Source organism: Wocania ichthyoenteri Th78, assembly GCF_000789235.1.
GTDB classification, from domain to species: Bacteria; Bacteroidota; Bacteroidia; order Flavobacteriales; family Flavobacteriaceae; genus Wocania_A; species Wocania_A ichthyoenteri.
This window is the reverse complement of sequence record NZ_KN525716.1, coordinates 769449-788747: the sequence shown is the minus strand read 5'-3', so window position 1 is coordinate 788747 and position 19299 is coordinate 769449. Positions and strand designations below refer to the sequence as shown.

At 32.1% G+C, this 19299-nt stretch carries 13 protein-coding genes; 10 read left to right on the top strand and 3 right to left on the bottom strand.

Translation table 11 applies throughout. The features are described from left to right. Window positions 1-69: 69 nt before the first annotated feature. The gene (locus RG22_RS03415; RefSeq protein WP_081997659.1) at window positions 70-1062 is read left to right on the top strand and encodes an SGNH/GDSL hydrolase family protein; all 993 of its coding nucleotides are present in this window, start codon (window positions 70-72) and stop codon (window positions 1060-1062) included. 91 nt (window positions 1063-1153) lie between these two features. On the opposite strand, the gene RG22_RS03410 is transcribed toward RG22_RS03415, so the two are convergent. Then, entirely contained in the window at window positions 1154-2794 is a 1641-nt protein-coding gene (locus tag RG22_RS03410) for an aryl-sulfate sulfotransferase (RefSeq protein WP_034040887.1), read from the bottom strand. A gap of 278 nt (window positions 2795-3072) precedes the next feature. Beyond that, window positions 3073-3861 carry a T9SS type A sorting domain-containing protein gene (locus RG22_RS03405; RefSeq protein ID WP_034040885.1) on the bottom strand — a complete coding sequence of 263 codons (789 nt, stop codon included), beginning with the start codon at window positions 3859-3861 and terminating at the stop codon, window positions 3073-3075. A gap of 673 nt (window positions 3862-4534) precedes the next feature. On the opposite strand from RG22_RS03405, the gene RG22_RS03400 reads away from it, so the two are divergent. Then, a complete protein-coding gene (locus RG22_RS03400) occupies window positions 4535-5413 on the top strand; it encodes an IS982 family transposase (protein WP_034040883.1) in 879 nt (292 codons plus the stop codon). Window positions 5414-5850: 437 nt separating this feature from the next. Here RG22_RS03400 and RG22_RS03395 read toward each other — a convergent pair whose 3' ends face one another. Then, window positions 5851-6555, bottom strand: a complete 705-nt coding sequence (locus RG22_RS03395) for a ribonuclease activity regulator RraA (RefSeq protein WP_034040881.1) — start codon at window positions 6553-6555, stop codon at window positions 5851-5853. Between the two features lie 153 nt (window positions 6556-6708). Here RG22_RS03395 and RG22_RS03390 point away from each other — a divergent pair, with 153 nt between their 5' ends. The 8 genes from RG22_RS03390 (at window position 6709) to RG22_RS03355 (ending at window position 19259) form a co-directional block, all read left to right on the top strand. Next, complete coding sequence (locus tag RG22_RS03390; RefSeq protein ID WP_034040878.1) at window positions 6709-9309, top strand: chondroitinase-B domain-containing protein; 2601 nt, start codon at window positions 6709-6711, stop codon at window positions 9307-9309. A gap of 202 nt (window positions 9310-9511) precedes the next feature. Then, window positions 9512-10585 carry a T9SS type A sorting domain-containing protein gene (locus RG22_RS03385; protein WP_034040876.1) on the top strand — a complete coding sequence of 358 codons (1074 nt, stop codon included), beginning with the start codon at window positions 9512-9514 and terminating at the stop codon, window positions 10583-10585. Between the two features lie 183 nt (window positions 10586-10768). Further along, window positions 10769-13096, top strand: coding sequence for a chondroitinase-B domain-containing protein (locus RG22_RS03380; RefSeq protein ID WP_034040873.1), 2328 nt, complete (start codon window positions 10769-10771; stop codon window positions 13094-13096). Between the two features lie 51 nt (window positions 13097-13147). After that, window positions 13148-14176 (top strand): polysaccharide lyase family 7 protein, encoded by a 1029-nt coding sequence (locus RG22_RS03375; RefSeq protein WP_034040871.1) that lies wholly within the window; start codon window positions 13148-13150, stop codon window positions 14174-14176. A 12-nt stretch (window positions 14177-14188) separates the two neighbouring features. Beyond that, window positions 14189-16072, top strand: coding sequence for an NADP-dependent phosphogluconate dehydrogenase (gndA, locus tag RG22_RS03370; RefSeq protein ID WP_244462112.1), 1884 nt, complete (start codon window positions 14189-14191; stop codon window positions 16070-16072). Between the two features lie 17 nt (window positions 16073-16089). Continuing rightward, the gene (locus RG22_RS03365) at window positions 16090-17364 is read left to right on the top strand and encodes an Nramp family divalent metal transporter (RefSeq protein WP_052143612.1); all 1275 of its coding nucleotides are present in this window, start codon (window positions 16090-16092) and stop codon (window positions 17362-17364) included. Window positions 17365-17407: 43 nt separating this feature from the next. Continuing rightward, window positions 17408-18472 carry a polysaccharide lyase family 7 protein gene (locus RG22_RS03360; protein WP_034045669.1) on the top strand — a complete coding sequence of 355 codons (1065 nt, stop codon included), beginning with the start codon at window positions 17408-17410 and terminating at the stop codon, window positions 18470-18472. Window positions 18473-18488: 16 nt separating this feature from the next. Then, the gene (locus RG22_RS03355; RefSeq protein WP_034040866.1) at window positions 18489-19259 is read left to right on the top strand and encodes an SDR family NAD(P)-dependent oxidoreductase; all 771 of its coding nucleotides are present in this window, start codon (window positions 18489-18491) and stop codon (window positions 19257-19259) included. Window positions 19260-19299: the final 40 nt, after the last annotated feature.

Below are 19299 nucleotides of genomic sequence, written 5' to 3'. Positions count from 1 at the left end.
TTAAAATTTAAATAACACATGCCTCTTTTAAATTATAATTATCACTAAAACAATTAATGACCAGTATTCATGAAAACAAAGAAAATTATAATCTTAGTCATCGTATTTGCATTTTATAGTAATGTACAGTCACAAGTTGCCGATCGTACCACGTACTTGAGTCCTATCATTTCTGAGTTCCAAAAAGGATGGCCAAACAACAAAACTATGAATTTAGTATTTCACGGACACAGTGTACCCACAGGTTATTTTGCAACACCCAATGTACATACGTTACAAGCTTATCCTTACCTTACTTTAGCAAATTTGAAAGGAACGTTTAATAAAGCTGTTATTAACACCATTACAACCTCAATAGGAGGTGAGGATTCTGAACAAGGTGAGTTAAGATTTGGTTCTGAAGTATTAACTATGCGTCCAGATGTTGTATTTATTGATTACGCCATAAACGACCGTAGATTAAGTTTAGCTCGTTCTGAAGCTGCTTGGACTAAAATGATACAGGATGCACTTGCCTCCGGTTGTAAAGTCATGTTGATGACTCCTACGCCCATTACGAGCGAGAATTTGTTAGATGAGCAAAGCCCATTGGCAGTTCTAGCTGCTCAGATTAGAGATTTGGCAGCATTGCACCATGTAGGGTTAGTGGATAGTTTTAAGGCATTTCAGGATTTAGCAAATGCTGGAGTCGATCTTTCAAGCTATTTTGCTCATCAATATCATGTAAACGAAAAAGGGCATGCTGTAGTTGTTCAGGAAATTAGAAAGTGGTTTGACTTAGCTCCACTATCAAATAAATCATTTAATGATAACAAGACTATTCAATACTACCCAAATCCAATAAAAAAAAACGAAAAATTAAAAATTGATTTATCTGCTTTTAATACTTCTGAACCCATTAATTTTTCCGTTACTACTATTGATGGTAAAACAATTTTTTCAAAAGTGATTTCTATATTTGAACAAAAAGATTTTAGTTACAAAATATCACAACAAGGTATTTTATTATTAACACTTAGTAATGAAAAAGAAAAACAAACTTTTAAAGTTATTGTTAACTAATTTTGAAATAGTCAACCAAACAATAAAAATGAAATTAGTTTGTTACTGATAATATTTATCTACAACGCTATATAAAAAGGTTTTTTTAATATTAATCAATAATAAGTTTGGTGTTCTTTACTATGCCATTTATCAAATGAGTTTTTAGAATGTAAAGCCCTTTATAAAGATTTGAGCAATTTATTTTTGCTTCTGTACCATTTATTATAAATTCTTTTACTCGTTTACCACTTATGTCGTAAACGGACAATTTTTCTACTTTTACGGTTGATTTAATGTTAAAGTAACTTGATGCTGGATTTGGAAATACAATAAAATCATTGTTGTATGGAACTTCATTATTTGAAAGCAGTATATCACAACTAAATGTTGAACCGGTTTCTATATAGCCTTGTGGTGTTAAGTCTTTACCAATAAATGCTGCAAAACCTGAAGGATGTTTTGTTGCTCTAAAAACAACATTTTGTGTTGGTGCATCACCTTGGTTTGTGATTGTAGGCCCAACAGGGTTAATATATTCCCAAACAATTTCCTCCATTGGATTAATTTCAAAAAATCTTCCAAAAGCACCTTCACAAATTAGTGTATTGCCATTTTCTAGTCTTTGTGCTCCCGAAACAAACCCTGAATAAAAATCTGACGGATTCTCTTCCTTGAACGTCCAATAAAATTCGGTTGGCAAAAATGTATCGTTTTGAATTTCATAACCGCCAGAGGCGTTGAATATAGGCTCAATAATATTAACTGTAGAATATTCTTGATTGGGTACAGTACCTACTTTATTATTGAATACCATTATTTTACCTTCATCAATTAAACCGTTTTCTATCCAATGCGGATGGTGTTGTCTAAATAATTTTTTATTTGCAACAGTTCCTTGATTATATGCTTCTGGATTTCCCCAACGAAAAAGTAAATCGCCACCCAAACCAGAATTTCCACCTGTACTTCCTGCAGCTTCTAAGGTAGTTGTGGAATGATCGATTACCCATATCTCATTAAAAGTATAAATACTAAGCATTATTTGGTCTAAATCTTCATTGTAATCTATCCCGTTAATATGCAACCAATCCCCAGATACAGCTCCATGCGGATAGTTTAAATCAATACGTCTAGGGTTATTGCCAACTACGCCATAATTTGGTTTTGTTGGGTTTTCGTCTTGAATTAAATGATCCCAAACATTCCATTCCCAAATAATAGTTCCACCACCATTTACTAAATCTGGTTGTATTTCTATAATTTTTTCTGACCATAATGAGTTGCCTCCATACGTTCCCCCTGCATCTAATACTTGTTGCGATGTATATAAATCCCAAACAATGGCTAGTATATTTCCATTTGGCAAATATGTTATATCGTGATGCATACATTGGGTTGCACTAGAAAGTGTATAATCCCAAATGACATTTCCATTCCAATCTATCATTTCAATAATTCCACCTTCTCCACCGGCAGAAGTAAAAGTGGGGTTTGTTACGTTACCAGCACGAAGTAAAATACCGTTTTCTAGCAAATAAGTAGAAACACCAGGGTTATATACAGATGGCCAACTATGAACTTTTTCGCCACAATTATCAATTAAAAAAGTATTATTACTTGACATAGGTGCAAATAGGGTGTAGCCTTCTCTTGCTTCTGCTGTATAAGTAAATAAACCAACAGTTTGTTGTGCGTTAATGTAGAAACTTGATAGTATTAAAAAAAATAAGAAGTATAATTTTTTAGTCATTGTATATTCTTTAAAATAATTTAACGTGAGAGGTCGATATAAAAAAATATAAAATATTTTGAAAAGATATGAAGGTCTTTTAAATTGAAATAATACTCACTCACATGCTTATTATTTGTAAAATATTATCACTAAAACTAAATAATTAACATTTAGTAAATAAAAGATAAAGGAGTGTTATTTACTGCGCAATAAATTGAGTTAATAAAAAACCTGAAAAATAATGGAATAATTATTCTCCAGGTTTTTATTATAGATAGATATTAAAAGAGATAAATTTATTTTTTAATAAATTTATGAACCGAACGTTTAGAATCTACAACGATGTTTGCAAAATAAATACCAGAGCTAAGTGTTTCTAAATTATATTCCTTTTGACCTTTAGCACTAAATGTTTTAACTGTTCTACCCGACATATCAGAAATATATAAACCTGTTAGATTTAAAGCTGATTTAATTTTCATAGTATTATCAACTAAAGTTGGATAAATCAATACATCATTATTCTTTTCGAAAGTATCAACTCCAAGAGTATCCCCCTCTTCAAGAGATATTAGGTCAATAAAAGCACCTGCCGTTCCTAAATCAGGGTCAGTTGGATCTGCTTCTATAGCAATAGTATTGTCTCCAGCTACTAAAGTAATCAACATTTTTTGGTCTTCTGGTGGAGCTCCGTTATAACACCATCCTGCAGTTGCTGCTAATGTTATTATTTCTGGTGTACCGTTTATTGTAAGCCTATGTTTAGTATCTACATTTTTATACATGTGATTGATGTTTAAAGTATAGGTACCAGCTGTAGCAACATTAACATTGTTAAATGTTAGAGTTCCTAAGCCATCTGGAACTCCTTGCGCACCCCCTAATCTCACAATATCTCCTGAGGCAGGACCACAACCAGTAAATACATCCGCAGTCCCTGAAAGTGTTCCTGTCTCAGCTTCAATTGTTAGAAGAGGAGGGCGAAGATATTCAGCTTCAATAGAAGTATTCTCTATTTTTGATGTACTGGACGACAAGCCAAACACAATTAATAGTCCAAAAAGCGTAAACGTAATTTTTTTCATAATTTTGAGATGTTTAATTTGTTAATAATATTAATTTTAAATACTCAAAGTAATGTTTACAGCCTTTAGAATTTTTACTGAGAAACACTACTTTACTGAGAAATTCAGTGTAATAAAATTGTCTTACTAAATTATGATGTTAGTTGTATTATTACAATAGACAAAAAACGTCATTTAATGGACTATTTTATTGATATTTATGTTGTAACTACAATAAAATGAATAGCTTAGAGTACAGTAGTTAAATTTATCTTTTTAAAGTCAATAAATTATAGTGTTAACCCATTGTACATTTTAAATAATGTTGATTTTAATATTACTAATGTCTCTGTTGAAGATAAATTTATTAAATTATATTATGCTGTTATTAAGGCAATTATATTAGGTGTTATTCTAGTTTTGAATAGGATAGTTACGTCTTGTGTTAAGTTAATCATATAATTGAGAAAAGAGCATCTCAATCCTTTTTCGATTTAAAAAAACACGCACCTATTTGAAAAGTAAGTAAAATGAAAAAGCCTGAAAGTGAACTTGCAACAAAATAACGGACAATTAGTTAAGAGACTATGCGGCTAAATTATTATTATAACCCGTTGTGCATTATGATTTAAAAGAAAAAAGTTGTCCATCTTACTGATAATCAGTAACTTGTTTTAGCGATAAAACATTAATTATGAACAACTTAAATGCAAATTACGAAAGAATATTGGAAGTATTAAGAAAAATATCAAAAGAGCAGCTTTTAGCTTATCAAAGACGACAACCCAAACTGAGTGATTTGGAGTTGGTAAGCCTAAGCCTTACATCAGAATATATGGGTATAGATAGTGAGAGTAACCTATTTAGACAACTTCCTGATGTCATTTCATCAAAAATTAACCGCAGTGTTTATAATCGTAGAAGAAGAAAGTTAGCAAATCATATTGATGCAATACGTTTAAAATTGGCTACTCATTTTAATGAATTTGAAGACTATTTCATTGTAGATAGTATGCCTTTAGAGGTTTGTAAGCTATCAAGAAGTTCTCGTTCAAGAATATGTAAAGAAGCTACTTATGTCTTTCCAGACAAAGGTTATTGTGCTTCTCAAAGTGCTAATTATTATGGGTATAAATTACATGCTATTTGTTCTGTTAGCGGTATTTTTCAGAGTATAGATTTGAGTCCGGCATCTGTTCATGATGTGAATTATCTTAAAGATATTAAAGCACAAATTAGCAATTGCACTTTAATTGGTGATAGAGGTTATTTATCCGCAGAAATTCAACTTAACTTGTTTGATACTTGTAACATAAAGCTAAATACACCGATGAGAAATAATCAAAACAATTACAAAAAACAACCGTACATTTTTAGAAAATCGAGAAAGAGGATAGAAACTTTATTTTCTCAACTGTGTGACCAATTCATGATAAGACGCAACTACGCTAAGTCTTTTGAAGGCTTTAAGACCAGAATAATATCTAAAATAACTTCGCTAACTGTAATTCAATACATTAACAAATTTGTCTTTGATAGAAAAATAAACAATATAAAAATCAGCATTATTTAAAATGCACAACGGGTTTATACGATTTTATACTTAGCTGGGCTCTTCCTACTTTGTTAATTTTCTAATTAAATTCTGTATTTAAATTATACTAGTAATCATATTTGATGCTATTAATTGATACCAACTGAAAGAGATTAAAATAAAAAAGCCTGAAAGCATTAAGTTTTCAGGCTTTTGTGACCGGGCTGGGGCTCGAATTACTATTTTAAACAGTTGATATTCAAAAAGTTAATGTGTGTTTAACACATATAGGCACCGATTAACGCACCTTATTGTATTTTAAAAATTAAATGAACTTAAATGAATGCAATTGCATTCAAAACCCAAAGATAGTTAATGTTGAGGTACTTATAAATATTTTTCTAATGCATATTCACGTTTTTAATCAATTAAAATAAAAATATTAATGGGGAAATAGCTGTAAGAACCTGAATCTTTTACTTCCACTTCTCAAAGTCAACTAAAGTTTGCTTGTCTGTTGGTGGATACAGTCCTAATATAGATTGCCCTTTATTTACTTGCTCTAACACAAAATCTTCAAAGCGTGTCATTGCTTCACATTCAATAGCTACTTCTTCAGCTATATTAAAAGGAATAACTATGACACCATCTTTATCTCCTACAATGATATCACCAGGAAATACTGCTACATCTCCACATCCTATAGGAGAATTAATGTCTATAGCTTGATGTAGCGTAAGATTTGTTGGAGCCGATGGTCTTTGATGATAAGAGTGAAAGTTAAGATTAGCAATTTCTTCAGAGTCTCTAAAACCACCATCGGTTACTATTCCTGTTGCACCTCGTTTCATTAAGCGCGTAACTAAAATAGAACCGGCTGATGCTGCTCTTGCATCTTTTCTGCTGTCCATAACTAAAACAGCTCCTTCAGGGCAAGTTTCAATAGCAACTCTTTGTGGATGTTTAGGATCTTTAAATACAGTGATAGGGTTTAAATCTTCTCGTGCAGGAATATATCTTAACGTAAAAGCTTCTCCTACCATATTTTCTTTTAAAGCACTAAGAGGGAATACATCTTGAATAAATTGATTTCTTAGCCCTTTTTTATATAAGCATGTAGCTATAGTTGCAGTGCTTATCTTTTTTAGATTTTCTCTTAATTTCTTAGATAGCTTATTCACGACGTTAAGTGTTTTTAATTAAAATTATTTGTAAAGCACCAAAATATATTTATATTTGGAAAACCAATCTGGTTAACCAATTTGGTTTTCCAAAAATACTCATTTATAATTAACCTGCGAAATTGTTTCAAAAATTAACTTAATTAAACTAAAATGAAAATTGCTCAAACCTTATGTTCTTTAATAAGCGGGATTTTATTTAGAAGTTGCATTTTTACATTAATTCTTTTCAGTAATTATAATGTGTTTTCTCAAACCACTTATAATATTTCAGATCCTGAAGCATTAGAGGATCAGACTTATGGCCCAGGAGATGAAATTATATTGGCAAATGGTACTTACAGTACTGATGAGCGCATAGACTTTATTGGTAATGGAACAGCAGGCCATCCAATTGTATTTAGAGCAGAAACACCGGGGGGCGTTGTTTTTAACGGTGGTTTACAAATGAATATTGGTGGTGATTACGTTGTTGTTGATGGTTTTCATTGGGATGGTGGTTATGGAGCTAGCAATTTTATTCAATTCAGAAATGGCACTGATTATGCTAATTATAGTACCATTCAAAATTGTGCTATTGGTGGCTTAGCAATAGATCCAGATGACGTGGCTGATGATATAGCGAATGGCTCTATCACAAAACACAGGTGGATTGTGCTTTACGGAACTTACAATACTGTAATTAATTGTTCTTTCATGAATAAAGTAAGTGCAGGTGCTTTGATTTTAGCAGAATATCAATACAATGCTGAAGACAATCGATGTGCAACAGTTGGTCATACAATTAGCAACAATTATTTCTATAGATATGAGAAAATTGATAACACGCTAAGTAATTCTGGAGATAGTGAAACGATTCGTATTGGTACTAGTGAATATCAAAATGTAAATAGCAATGTTACGGTTAGTAATAATTATTTCGTTGAGTCTGATGGAGAGAATGAAATCATCACTAATAAAAGCAAAAACAATATATTTACGAATAACACTTTTAGAAGATGTAGAGGCTCTTTAGTTCTACGTCATGGTTCTGGCGCTACAGTAGATGGAAATTACTTTTTAGGAGAAGACGTTGATGGTACCGGAGGGATTAGAATTACGGATAGTAACCATACAATTACTAATAATTATATTCAAGATTGTATTACCGTAAACAGTCAAGCTAAATGGAATAATGGTATAACATTTATAGGAGGAGGTGATAATGCTGCTGTTACTTGTACTGCTACAGGTACTTCAAACGGCTATCAAAAATCTGAAAATATTACTATTTCTAATAACTCGATTGTAAATACGAATGCGCCTTTGTTTTATAATACGGATAAAGGGTCTACCGATCCAACAGGAACAGTTTCGAATAACTTAATTTATTTTGCTGCTGCTGATCCAAATTTATCAGACGTTATTTCGGGTGATACGCCTACTTCGTATGCAGATATGGGTACAGCATTAACTTATACTGGAAACGTTTATACAGGAACTACTTTGGGTGAAACAAACGCAGGGTTTGCTGAAGAGACAGGAATTATGGCTACTGCTTCGGATGAGATTATTACTTTTTCAGGAACAGGATCTGTAGGTAAAGGTGCCGATATGGGTGTTTATGCACCAACAACTGATGCTATGGTTGGTTACGGAATTGGAGCTTGTTTTTTAGATAATTTAGGCGCTAATATAAATGATGGTGATTGTAATATTGTAATACCAGAATCTTTAACAGTTAGTAGTCTGTCAACGCTTACTTCAGTTGCTGCTAGCTATGATGTTTCAGTTAATGCAAATGTAAGTTGGACTGCAGTATCTAACGATGCATGGATATCTATTGATACTAATTCGGGTACTGATAATGCAACAGTTTCGGTTACAGTTACAGAAAATGTGAATACAAGTAGTAGAGTAGGTATGGTAACTTTTACTCAAGATCCAGGAGGCGATGATATTGTAAGAACTTTAACTGTTACGCAAGAAGGTGCAGATTTAACAGATATTTATGACCTTATTAATACTGGTTTAGCTGGAGATCCAGTAACAATTCATTCGTTTTCAAAAGAAGAAGTTGGAGGTGGTAAAACTAATTATGCATCAAATACTTTAGATAAAGATAATGGTACAGTTTGGGCTGCAGATGATGGTACCGTGGTAGACGGTGTTAAAGGTGATGGAGAATATATTATTTATGATTTAGGTAGTACACATAGTCTTGATTTAGTACAGTTTAGCACCACAAATAAATCAGATGCTTTTGGTTTCCAGGTTTTGGTTTCAACAACCGGAACGGACCCCTTAGATTTTACAATGGTGTTACCAACTTCTGGGGATTTGTTATTAACGGCTACTAGCACAACTGATTTTAATCAATATGAAATTACTGCAGACGTAAATGCACGTTATGTTAAATTAATGGGGTACGGAAGATTTAATAGTACTGGGGATACTAGAACAAGTGTTTGGAGTGCAGTTGGTGAAATTGAATTTTATGGATCTTCAAGCTTATCTGTAGATGAAGTGAATCAAGAAAACAAAATTGTGCTTTATCCAATGCCAGCAAAAAATATATTACATGTTAAAAGTTTAAATAATGTAATCAAGACTATGCAAATTTATAGTCTGGATGGTAGAAAAATTATTGAGAAAGCAATTAATTCTACTTCTACGGAAATAGACACATCATTAATTTCAAACGGAACATATATTATTAATTTTTCTAGCGATAGTCGTGTAAATAGTTCTAAAATGCTTATTGTTTCCCATTAATTGATTATCAGATTATTATGAGTATATAGGGTCAACTGAGAAATTTAATAATCTGTTTTAAAGCTTTATGTTAAAATAATTTGATTAATAAATATATATATTTGGAAAACCAATCTGGTAAACCAATTTGGTTTTCCAATATAAATCTACTTTTTCCTGCCATTTGTTATAAAAATTAATATTAATTTTTATAAAATAAATTATGAAAACAAAATTACTTTTTACTTTATTGTTTGCTAGCCAATTAGTTAGCGCTCAACTTTATATAAATGAAATCTTTATAAGCCCTCCAGGGACTGATGCTCCAAACGAATATATTGAAATTCGGGGTGCTGCAAATGCGACAATTGGAGCAGGAACATATTTAGTTGGAATTGATGGAGATGGTGATGACGGTAATAGTCCAGGTGATATTGAATTTGATATCATGGATTTATCAGGATTGACATTAGGATCAAATGGGTATTTAGTGCTTTTAGCAACAGGCCACCCTTATACCGTTGACCCAGATGCAACAGTTGTTTTAGATTTAAATGATGGTAATTTAGAAGATCAAACACATACTTATTTGTTAATTCAGTCTGCAACGGCTCCTTCAAGTAGTGATGATATAGATAGTGATGATGACGGAACACCTGATGGGGCGGTTTATGCTGGTTGGACAGTTTTAGATGGTATTTCATTTGCTGATGATGACGGTACTTTACCACATGATGAGTTTGCTTATGCCAATGTTATATTTGCCGAAGACGCTATAGTAACAACAGGAACTTTAAAGTTTCCAGCTGGAGCAACAGTTATACAAACAACAACCCAATACGATTATGCAGCTAGAATAGGAAATTCAACAGGGTCTGTTGTAACAAATGATGAGTCAACATCAGACTGGGTTGGTGGAGATATTCCGTCAGGAAATGTGCCAAATTGGGTATTAAGCTCTACAACTAATCGAAGCACCCCTAATAGCTTTGCTGGTTCAGAATTAAATCATATAGGTTCTGCTAATCCGTCTCAAAATACTACTTTATCAACTGAAGATGTTTTAGCTTCAAACTTTAAAATTTATCCAAATCCAGTAAAAGATATTATAACTATAGAATCAAAAATTGTAAAAGTTTCTTCTGTAGAAATGTATAGCCTTATTGGTAAAAAAGTAATTTCTGAAAATAATTTAGTTAATAATAGATTGGATGTATCAGATTTAAGTATTGGTATTTATCTTTTAAAAGTAAATACTGATAATAGTAGTCTAGTTAAAAAAATAGTAATTGAGTGATTAGAATTAGTTTGATTGATTTAAGAGCCTTTTAATTATTAAAAGGCTTTTTTAAATACCTGAATAATCGAATGAAGTTTTAAAAGTGTTTTATAAAAGATTAACTATTTAAAGAGTTATATATAAATTTATAGAAAAACATAAATGACTACAAGTAATTTTGTATACATAATAAATAAACACATGAAGAAAACCATATTCGCCTTAAGCTTAGTTGTTTTATTAATGGCTTGTAATCAACAAACACAAACAAGCGAAATTAAAGTAGCTAATATTGAAGAACTGAACGACGCAATTAAAAACAGTAAAGAAGGAGATCTAATTGTATTAGCAAATGGTATTTGGAAAGATGTTGAAATTAAATTTAGAGGTAAGGGAACCAAAGATAACCCAATAACCCTAAAAGCTGAAACAGCCGGTAAAGTTAGCATTGAGGGTAAATCGTATTTAAAATTCGGAGGTGAATATTTGGTTGCTGAAGGATTATATTTCAAAAATGGTTATTCGCCAACCAATGCTGTAGTTGATTTTAAAATAAGCCATAAAGATACATTAGATGAAATAGCTAATAACTGTAAATTAACTAATTGTGTTATCGAAGATTTCAATAAACCAAAACGAGATAAAAGTGATTTATGGGTAAATTTCTGGGGAAGACACAATGAGTTAAGCAATTGTTATATAGCTGGGAAAACAAATAGAGGACCAACTGTAAGAATTAATATAGCAGGTATTGAAAGTATTAATAATTATCATCAAATTGTAAATAATCATTTTGGACCAAGACCTGTAAAAGGAGGTCCTAGTGGTGAAACCATTCAATTGGGGGATAGTTATACATCAATGTCACCAAGCCATACTTTGGTTGCTAATAATTTGTTCGAAGAGTGTAATGGTGAGGTTGAGATAATTTCTAGTAAAACAAACTTTAATGAGTTTAGAAACAATGTGTTTTATAAAAGTGAAGGTTCTTTAGTTACTCGACATGGAAATTATGTGACTATTGACGGGAATTATTTTATAGGTGATGGTGTAAACGAAAATTATGGAGGAATTCGTATTATTAATACGGGGCATTGGGTAACCAACAACTACTTCTTTAATTTAAAAGGGAAAAGTTTCAGAAGTCCATTGGCAGTAATGAATGGAATTCCAAAATCACCATTAAATCGTTACAATCAAGTTACTGACGTTGTTGTTGCCTATAATACGTATGTAAATTGTAGTTCGCCTTGGCAATTTGGTGTAGGAACAAATATTGCGCAAGCAGATGTATTACCAAAATCTGAAATTCGTTCAGCAAGAGCCATTAGAACTACAGTCGCTAATAATATTGTGTACAATGAAAAAGGAAATGAAAATATAGTTATTGAAAATGATAAAGCAGATGGAGTCACTTTTAAAAACAATATAGTAGATAACAAGGGGGTTAAGTTTAAGGGTTTTGATGGAGGTATTGTTGAAGCATCTTTAGAATTGAAGGAAGTATCAGATAATATTATGCTTCCAATCGGAATTCCTAGCGAAGTTGAAGCTTATAATGGTTTCGGTTTTAACACTATTGAAAACGATTTATTCGGTACATCTAGGAAGAATAGTAAAAGTATTGGTGCAGTTGTAGGAGTTGATGTTTCCAATCCAAATATTTTGGATAAGTCCAAATATGGCACTACTTGGTTTTCTAACGAAGCAAAAGTTAAAGACCCTGTAATACATAATGTTACCAATGTTTCGGAAATACAAACCAAAATAAATGAAGCACATAATGGAGATGTTATTGCTTTAGCTAAAGGTGTTTACAGTTTAGATACATCTTTGGTAATTAATAAAACACTTATTATTCAATCTAAAGGAGAAACAAAAGCACAACTTGTTTATTCTGGAGAAGCTAACACACCTCTATTTTCATTACAGCCTAAAGGAAAAATAATAGTAAATAATATAATCTTAAAAGGGAACAATTCAAACTATGCATTTGCAAGTTTAAAAGAAAACATGTCTAATCACTTTGGTTTAACAGTTTCTGGTTCTGAAATAAGCGATTTTAACTATGTATTAAAAGGCTATAAAGAATCGTTTGCAGAAAGTATTACTTTTGAAAACACTTCAATTTCTAACTGTGAGAATGGTATAGAACTATCTGAAGAAATAAATGATAAAGGAGATTATAATACAGAATATTTAACTATAAACAACTGTAACTTCAATAATGTAAAAGCAAATGTTATTGATTATTACAGAGGCGGCTATGACGAATCTACTATTGGTGGAAACCTATTAGTAACAAATAGTACGTTTATTAATTGTGGTGCAAAAGAGAAAAATAAAAGATTACTAAATCATAATGGAATTGTAAATGTAAATATTAACAATAACACATTTAAAAACAATAAAGTGAAGTTTGTTTCTATTCTTTGGGGAGCAAAAAATAATGTAGAATCTGATAATACAATCATCAATTCAGGACAAATTAAGACGGAAGAAAACTTAGTAATGACATTGATGTATTAATTTATTCCTGCGCTGGCAGGAACCTTATAAATAGTAATATAAACCCTTAAAATGAAAAAATCACTAATCATTATAGTCCCAGTTTTTATAGTTTTTTCATGTAAAAACAATTCAAAAATAGAATCAAAGGCATTTAAAAAAAACGAAATAAAAGAACAGGTTAAATACCCAAGCGATGTTATTCCATTTATGGATAAATGGAAAATCCTTTTAGGTGATGGCACATATTGTGATAGTTTAGTTAATTTCCAAAAGGATGACTTTTTTTATGTTGAAAATGATGGCAATACAGATTGGGTAGTTTATAAAACACCAAATTCTGGTATTACTTCAAGAACATCAAGTAACACCAGAACAGAATTAGGAGAAAAAAAACATTGGATTCCAGAAGAAGGCGGAAAATTAACGGGTACTTTAAAAGTTCAGCATGTATCAACAACTGGTGATGCAAGGGTTTCCTCTTCACATTCAGTAGTCGTTGGTCAAATTCACAGTGATGAAGGGCATGAAAATGAACCGTTAAAAATCTTCTATAAAAAGTTCCCAGGTCATACAAAAGGCTCTGTGTTTTGGAATTACGAAATCAATACCAAAGGTGATAATATTGGAAGATTTGATTATTCAACTGCAGTTTGGGGTTATAATTTTTCTGATGTTGGTTCAAGTCCAACGGAATACCCAAAAGAACCAGAGGATGGTATTGCCTTAGGTGAAGAGTTTAGTTATGAAGTAAATGTTTACAATGGTATTATGTATTTAACTTTTACTAATAAAAATCATAAAACAGTTCAGTTTACAAAAAGTTTGATAAAATCAGAATTTGCATCTAGAGAAGATATTCCTGAGCAAGTTTTAAAAGTGTACGCAAATAGAGATAAAGGTGGTGGAGTTGAACGTGAAATGGCCTATGCTGGCGAAATACAATATTTTAAACAAGGGGCTTATAATCAAGCTAATGGGAAATCTACTAAATCAGAAATTTATGGTGGCGATATCGCAAAGCAATATGCAAACGGAAGTTATGCAGAAGTTTGGTTTAAAGAAGCAACCGTGGGAGAAAATACAATACCCAATCAATAAAACAAAAAAGCATTGAAAAAAGTAATTTTCATAATGGGTGTTTCTGGAAGTGGAAAAAGCACTATTGGAAAATTGCTAGCCCAAGAATTAAATATTCCTTTTTTTGATGGTGACGATTTTCATTCTAAAAATAATATCAAAAAAATGGCTAATGGTCAGCCGTTAAATGATGAGGACAGACAAGATTGGTTAGAAGCTTTAAACGATTTAGCTAAAAAGCAATTGACTAAAAACAGTTGTATAATTGTATGTTCTGCATTAAAACAAACATATCGCGATATTTTAAGTTTTGATATTGAAAGCAAAACGAAATGGGTTTACTTGTCTGGATCGTTTAATCAGATTTACAATAGAATTAATAAAAGACCTGATCATTTTATGCCTTCAGAGTTACTACAATCTCAATTTAATATTTTGGAAAACCCTAAAAAAGCATTGCAAATTGATATTAGTTTAGCACCAGAGAATATTATAAAAACTATAAAAAACGAGTTAGTGAATACATCAGAATTTGGATTATTTGGTTTAGGAGTCATGGGCAAAAGCTTATGTAGAAACTTTGCCAATAATGGGTTTAATATTTCAATGTTTAATAGACACGTTGATGGTATAGAAGAAAATATAGCTAAAGATTTTAAGTCTAAATATTCTGAATTATCAGAAGCTTCTGCTTTTGAAGATATAGCTGCATTTGTAAAGTCATTACAACAACCAAGAAAAATTATGCTCATGGTTAATGCGGGTAAAACAATAGATTATCTGATTGAAGATTTACTTCCGCATTTATCTAAAAACGATATTTTAATTGATGGTGGAAATTCTAATTATTTAAAAACTAAAGAACGTTTTGAATATTTAAAATCCAAAGGCATTCATTTTGTTGGAACAGGAGTTTCGGGAGGCGAAGAAGGTGCATTACATGGGCCATCAATAATGCCAAGTGGAGATTTAGAGGCGTACAATAACGTGAAGCCTTTTCTAGAAACAATTGCTGCAAAAGACCAAAACAACTTACCATGTTGTACTTATGTTGGGCCAGAAGGAAGCGGGCATTTTGTAAAAATGGGGCATAATGGTGTGGAGTATGTAGAAATGCAATTGCTAGCTGAGGTGTGTTCTATTTTAGAAACTTCAGGTCAAAATTTAGACCAAATAGCTGATGTTTTAGAAACTTGGAAAAGCACAGCAAACAGCTATTTACTAGAAATAACAATAGATATTTTAAGAAAAAAAGAAGGTAACGATTGGCTAGTTAATAAGATACTTGACAAAGCAGGAAATAAAGGCACAGGAAACTGGACAACTATTGCTTCAGCGGAACTCGGTGTACCAAGTACCTTAATAGCGTCGGCGTTATTTGCTAGATATACTTCGTTTTTTAAAGACGAAAGAATTCAGCTTAACAGTAATTTTAAAAGTGAAGTTGCATCAGAATTAAATCTGTCTTCATCTGAAATTTTAGAAGCCTATCAATTTGCAAGAATAATAAACCATTATCAAGGTTTCAAGCTAATTTCTGAAGCTTCTAATAAATTTAATTGGAATATAAATTTAAGTGAAATAGCACGAATCTGGACAAACGGCTGTATTATTAGATCTTCATTGATGGAAAACTTAGTTGAAGTCTTCAAGGGCACAACCAATATATTGACCAATTCACAATTTATAGATTTACTTAATCACTATAAACCAGCAGTTAAAAAAGTAGTATCGCAATGTGTGCTCAATGATATTGCAACTCCAACTTTGGCTGAAGCGATTCAGTTTTTAAATGGGATTACAACACCATATGCTTCAGCAAATATCATACAAGCACAGCGTGATTATTTTGGAGCTCACACATATCAAAGACTAGATGATGATTCATTAAATAGTCACCACACTAACTGGAATTAAAACTAACAATTAGTATTATGGAAGCATCAACAACTAATAAATCATTTCTTAAAAAAATTATAGCCATAATATTAGGTTTTGGCCCTGGAATATTTGCTATTGGGTATACCATTGGTACAGGTAGTGTAACCTCTATGATTGTTGCTGGCAGCAAATTTAATATGCAATTATTGTGGGTATTATTATTAAGTTGTTTGTTTTCAGGAGTATTGATGTTTGCATATGGAAACTATGCTTTATTAACAGGAGAAACAGCCTTGTATGGTTTTAAGAAACATTTGAAGTATGGTAAAGTTTTAGCCATCTTAATTATTATAGGTGTAACCTTTGGACAATGGAACTCTTTAATGGGAATTCTAGGAATTTCATCAAATATTATTTTCGAAATATTGGTGTTAAATTTTGAAAGCTTAAATGGATATGAATACGAGACCGTTTTAATAATTGCTATTGTAGTAATAGTCATTTTCTACTTGTTAATGTTGGTAGGTAAGTATACGTTTTTTGAAAAGATACTTGTCATCTTTGTTACCCTAATGGGTATGTCATTCCTGCTTTCATTGTTTTTTGTTCAGCCACTTTCAGTAGATGTAGTTAAAGGCTTAATCCCTACAATTCCAGATGTACACGGAGGTAAAATGTTAGTAGCTGCGTTTGTTGGTACCACTATGGCTGCAGCAACGTTTTTATCTCGTCCACTATTTGTAAAAGGAAAAGGATGGACAATTAAAAATTTAAACCAACAAAAAAGAGATGCAATTACAGCTGCTGTTTTAATATTTGTAATTAGTGGTACTATAATGGCAGTAGCTGCTGGTGCTTTATTTTACCAAGGCAAAGAGGTTACTCATGTGCTGGATATGGCGAATACCTTAGAACCAGTTGCTGGTAAATGGGCAGTAACTATTTTCTTTTTTGGAGCATTAAGTGCTGGGTTGTCATCCATTTTTCCTTGCCTGTTAATAGCACCATTATTGATTGCGGATTATCAGTCGGGAGAACTAGATACTAATTCTAAGCAATTCAGAATTATAACCGCTGTTGCTTGTTTAGTTGCTTTAATTGGACCTGCATTTGGAGCAAACCCAATAGAGATTCAAATTCTATCTCAAGTATTTAATGTATTTGTATTGCCAATTGTTATACTCGGAATAATATTGATGTTAAGGAGTAATAAAGTAATGAAAGACTATAAAACTAGTTTAGGTGTTTATATTGGATTGTATGCAGCCTTGTTCTTTTCTTTAGTGATTTCATATAATGGTATAGTAGCACTTTTGAATTATTTCTAATAATTAATTGAGATCAAAAAAAATGAAACAAAACAATAAAAAAATGAATAAAAAGATTGTTACATCAGTATCAACGCTCTTGATTCTTGGTGTTTTTCTAATACTTAATAGTTGTACAAATACTGCTAAAAAAACCATTTATGCAAGTGACATAATTCCATTTTTTGATCATTGGAAATTGATTTTAGGAGACGGTTCAAATGCTGGTGTTGCAAATAATTTTGAAAACAAAGATTTCTTTTATACCGCAAATGATGGCAATAGCGATTGGATCGTTTTTAAGACACCAAATGGTGGAGACACACATGGAACCTCAAATAATACAAGAACTGAATTGGCTCAAACTAAAAAGTGGTATCCAAAAACTGCTAATGATAAATTGACAGCTACACTTAAAGTAATGAATGTATCTACTACTGGTGATGCTCGAGTAGCGGCTTCTTATTCTGTAGTTGTAGGACAAATTCATAGTGCAGATGGACATGAGAATGAACCGCTCAAAATATTCTACAAGAAATTCCCTAGTCATACAAAAGGTTCTGTTTTTTGGCATTATGAAATCAATACGGAAGGTGATGATAATTCAGGAAGATGGGATTATTCAACTGCTGTTTGGGGAAATAACTTTTCTGTTGTTGGAAAAGAGGAAAACACATATCCAGAAGAGCCTAAAGATGGGATTGCATTAGGCGAAGAATTTAGTTATGAAATTGAAGTTAAGGATGGTATTATGAACTTGAAATTTATGAGTAAAGGGCATGAAACTAAATCGTTTACGAAAAACCTAATTGAATCAGAATATGCAACTACTACTGATATTCCTCAGCAGACTCAAGAATTGTTTGTACCAATTGGTCAGGATGGCGTGGAAAGAAAAGTAGCCTATACAGGTGAAGGCTGTTTTTTTAAACTTGGAGCTTATAATCAAACCAACGGCAAATCACCAACCGTAAATAAAAACTGGTGCTCTGGAGCCGAAACACATGGTGGAGACATCAAAAAACAATATGAAGATGGAAACTATGCAGAAGTTTGGTTTCAAAAAGCAAGTATAACTGTTAGTGAAACCTCTGTATCTAATCAAGGTTATTTTACTAAAAATGATTAATTAACTTAGAAACAATATGAAAATCAACGATAAATTAACTGATAAAAATGTTCTTATCACAGCTGGTGCTCAAGGCATAGGTGAATCAATTACCAAGCACTTTATTGATAGCGGAGCCAATGTCGCTATCCACTATTTTTCCAGTGCTGATACTGCAAATCAATTGATAAAATACGCAACTAGTAAAGGGCAAAAAGCAGTTGCTATAAGTGGGGACTTAACAAAAGAAGTAGATGCGAATACATTGGTCGAAAAAACAGTGGAAGCTTTTGGTAGTTTGGACATACTAATCAATAACGCGGGTTCACTTGTAGCCCGTAGGTTGTTAAACGACATAGAGACGGAGTTCTGGCGCAGGGTAATGGATATCAACCTTACATCCATGATGTTTGTAACCAGAGCTGCATCTCCTTATTTAGCAAAAAAGGACAACAGTAGTATTGTTAATTTGGCATCGCTTGCTGGACGTAAAGGAGGTCACCCAGGATCTTTAGCCTATTCTACAAGTAAAGGAGCTATTTTAACGCTAACAAGAGCGCTTTCTACAGAATTGGGTCCTCAAGGTACAAGAGTCAATGCTGTTGCTCCTGGTCTCATTCTTGGAACTTCGTTTCATAATACACATACAACAAAAGAATCTGCGGCGGCAACTACTGCTGGTATTCCAATTCAAAGAGCAGGTAACGCAGATGATGTAGCGAGAGCAGTTTTGTATCTAGCATCAGAATACGATGGCTTTATAACCGGGGCGACATTAGATATTAATGGTGGTGTGTATAACATGTGATTTTTTTTAATTAATTTTTCATAGTTAAATGATTATTGTA

Bases quoted from the DNA above. Each gene is read 5' to 3' on its own strand.
- RG22_RS03415 (WP_081997659.1), top strand. From the start codon at position 70: ATGAAAACAAAGAAAATTATAATCTTAGTCATCGTATTTGCATTTTAT.
- RG22_RS03410 (WP_034040887.1), bottom strand. From the start codon at position 2,794: ATGACTAAAAAATTATACTTCTTATTTTTTTTAATACTATCAAGTTTC.
- RG22_RS03405 (WP_034040885.1), bottom strand. From the start codon at position 3,861: ATGAAAAAAATTACGTTTACGCTTTTTGGACTATTAATTGTGTTTGGC.
- RG22_RS03400 (WP_034040883.1), top strand. From the start codon at position 4,535: ATGAACAACTTAAATGCAAATTACGAAAGAATATTGGAAGTATTAAGA.
- RG22_RS03390 (WP_034040878.1), top strand. From the start codon at position 6,709: ATGAAAATTGCTCAAACCTTATGTTCTTTAATAAGCGGGATTTTATTT.
- RG22_RS03385 (WP_034040876.1), top strand. From the start codon at position 9,512: ATGAAAACAAAATTACTTTTTACTTTATTGTTTGCTAGCCAATTAGTT.
- RG22_RS03380 (WP_034040873.1), top strand. From the start codon at position 10,769: ATGAAGAAAACCATATTCGCCTTAAGCTTAGTTGTTTTATTAATGGCT.
- RG22_RS03375 (WP_034040871.1), top strand. From the start codon at position 13,148: ATGAAAAAATCACTAATCATTATAGTCCCAGTTTTTATAGTTTTTTCA.
- RG22_RS03365 (WP_052143612.1), top strand. From the start codon at position 16,090: ATGGAAGCATCAACAACTAATAAATCATTTCTTAAAAAAATTATAGCC.
- RG22_RS03360 (WP_034045669.1), top strand. From the start codon at position 17,408: ATGAATAAAAAGATTGTTACATCAGTATCAACGCTCTTGATTCTTGGT.
- RG22_RS03355 (WP_034040866.1), top strand. From the start codon at position 18,489: ATGAAAATCAACGATAAATTAACTGATAAAAATGTTCTTATCACAGCT.